Source organism: Curtobacterium sp. APC 4022, from assembly GCF_030407555.1.
Classification (GTDB): Bacteria; Actinomycetota; Actinomycetes; order Actinomycetales; family Microbacteriaceae; genus Curtobacterium.
In genome coordinates, this window is sequence record NZ_JASDDD010000059.1 from 17,554 (window position 1) to 19,951 (window position 2,398).

Annotated in this window: 1 protein-coding gene and 1 pseudogene; both read right to left on the minus strand. The window is 75.7% G+C overall.

What is annotated here, in order from left to right:
- Positions 1-1,519 (minus strand): cell wall anchor protein (locus tag QL987_RS14790; protein WP_290158357.1); only part of this gene is annotated, 1,519 nt, incomplete at its 3' end.
- A gap of 87 nt (positions 1,520-1,606) precedes the next feature.
- Positions 1,607-2,398, minus strand: a pseudogene (locus QL987_RS14795) (hypothetical protein); the annotation flags it as partial.

A 2,398-nucleotide genomic window follows, 5' to 3' on the forward strand; every position in this document is an offset into this window, starting at 1 on the left:
CGGTGCCCGTGCCGGTGGTCGAACCGCCGGTGCTGGTGCCGTCACCGATCACGCCGATGCCGTTCCCACCGATCGTGACCGGGATGTCGATCACGGGGATGACCTGCGTCCCGGAGCCGATGCCACCCTGGCCGGAGGTCGTCCCGCCGGAGACCGGCGCGCTGCCGGTCCCCGTGCCCGTGCCGGTGGTCGAACCGCCGGTGCTGGTGCCGTCACCGATCACGCCGATGCCGTTCCCACCGATCGTGACCGGGATGTCGATCACCGGGATGACCTGCGTCCCGGAGCCGATGCCGTCCTCGCCGGAGGTCGTCCCGCCGGAGACCGGCGCGGTGCCGGTGCCCGTGCCCGTGGTCGAACCGCCGGTGCTCGTGCCGTCACCGATCACGCCGATGCCGTTCCCACCGATGGTCACCGGGACCGACACCACAGGAGCGACCTGCGTGCCGGAACCGACACCGTCCTCCCCCGAAGTCGTCCCGCCCGAGACCGGCGCGCTGCCGGTCCCAGCGCCGGCGCCGGTGCCGGTGGTCGAACCGCCGGTGCTGGAGCCGCCGGTGCTCGTACCGTCACCGAGGACCCCGATGCCGTTCCCGGTCACCGTGATCGGCACGGAGACGGTGCCGAGGAGCTGCGTGCCGGAGATGAGACCGTCCGAGCCTGACGTCGTCGAGGAGGGCGCGCCTCCCGTCGAGCCGGAACCAGCCGGAGTGCCGGAGGTCGACGGACCGGCGCTCGCGGCGCCGTTCCCGAGGACCCCGATGCCGTTGCCCGACACCGTGACCGGGATCGAGACGTCCGGCAGGACCTGTGTGCCGGACAGCAGGCCGTCCGCGCCCGAGGTGGACGCGGGCGTCGCCGCCGGAGCGGCACTGGCCGGAGCGGCGGTCGGAGCCGCGGTGCTCGAGCCGGTGCTGGTGGCCTCCCCCGCGACGGCGACGGCGTTGCCGCCGACCGTCACCGGGAGGTCGACGTCGCCAGCGACCTGGGTGCCGGAGAGGACGCCGTCCGCGCCGCTGGTCGTCGGAGCCGGCGCCGCCGGAGCGGGTGCCGGCGCCGCCGGAGCGGGTGCCGGCGCCGCCGGAGCGGGTGCCGGCGCAGCAGCCGCGTCGCCGAGCACGCCGACGGCGTTGCCGCTGACGGTCACGGGAGCCGTGACCTCCGGCACCACCTGGGTGCCGGACGCGATGCCGTCAGCACCGCTCGTCGTCGGCGCGGCGGGCGCCGGAGCCGGTGCCGGAGCAGGTGCCGCCGGAGCGGGCGCCGGTGCCGCGGGTGCAGGTGCCGCCGGAGCTGGCGCAGCCGCCGGGCTCGTGGCGGCCGAGACCGCGTCGCCGACGATGCCGAAGGCGTTGCGGGTGACGGAGACCGGTGCGTCGACGTTCGGCGCGATCTGGGTCCCGGAGGCGATGCCGTCCGCTCCGGTGGTCGTCGCCGCATTCGCCGCGACGGCTCCACCGAGCGTCAGCCCGCCCACGCAGAGGGCGAAGAAGAGCCCTCGGGTGACGTTCTTGTTCATGGTCGTTCACTCCTGATCGAGATGGTTGGTCGACCGCACGGAGGCGGTCGGTGACGCGTCCTGCCGTGGCGGGCAGGTGCGCCGATCTCAATCGGGGGCGACGTCGTGGTCGCCGACGAGCGATGCCGGGAGGGCCTTGTCGGTGACCGGGCCGCGGTGACCCGCGGCGAGGGGGGAGGTCTGTGCGTCGGCACCGACGGTGCCGATCGGGTTCGCGCCGCCGGAACTGCCTGCGGCGGATCCGCCTGCGGTGCCGCCGGTGGCGCCCTCGAACGGTGCGTGCACGGGCACGCCACCCTCCGGGAGGACGAGGGCCGCGCCGCCGAAGGTCGCGGCAGCGAGGGGGGTCGATGCCGTGCAGGCAGCGAGCGGACCGTCGACCGCCGCCGACGTGCTCGCGCGGACGACGGACGGGGACGACACGGTCGTGGTCTGGTCAGCTGCGCCCGTGCTCGTGCTCGTGCCCGGCGCGGCCGCGGTCGTCGTGGCGTGCGCGGCCTCGGTGGCCGACACGGCGACGGCGGGCGTTGCGGGAGCGGCCGGCTCCAGGACTCCCGGCAGGATCGGCGCAACCGATCCGCCGGTGCCGGGGGTGACCCCGACGGGGACGGAGGGGACGTCGACGACGGGGAGGGAGCCTCCCGGCAGGAGTCCGCCACCGACGCCGGGAAGGTCGCCGACGACGTCGGGGACCTCGGACACGACGCCGGGCAGGACGCCGACGACGTCGCCGACCGTTCCCAGCGCGTCGTCGACGGTGCCGGTGACGGGTGCCGTGACGGTGCCGAGCGTGTCGTCGCCGAGCAGTCCGCCGACGACCGGGAGGCTCCCGACCACCCGGTCGACGACGGCCACGATCGCGGTCACCGGGCGGTCACC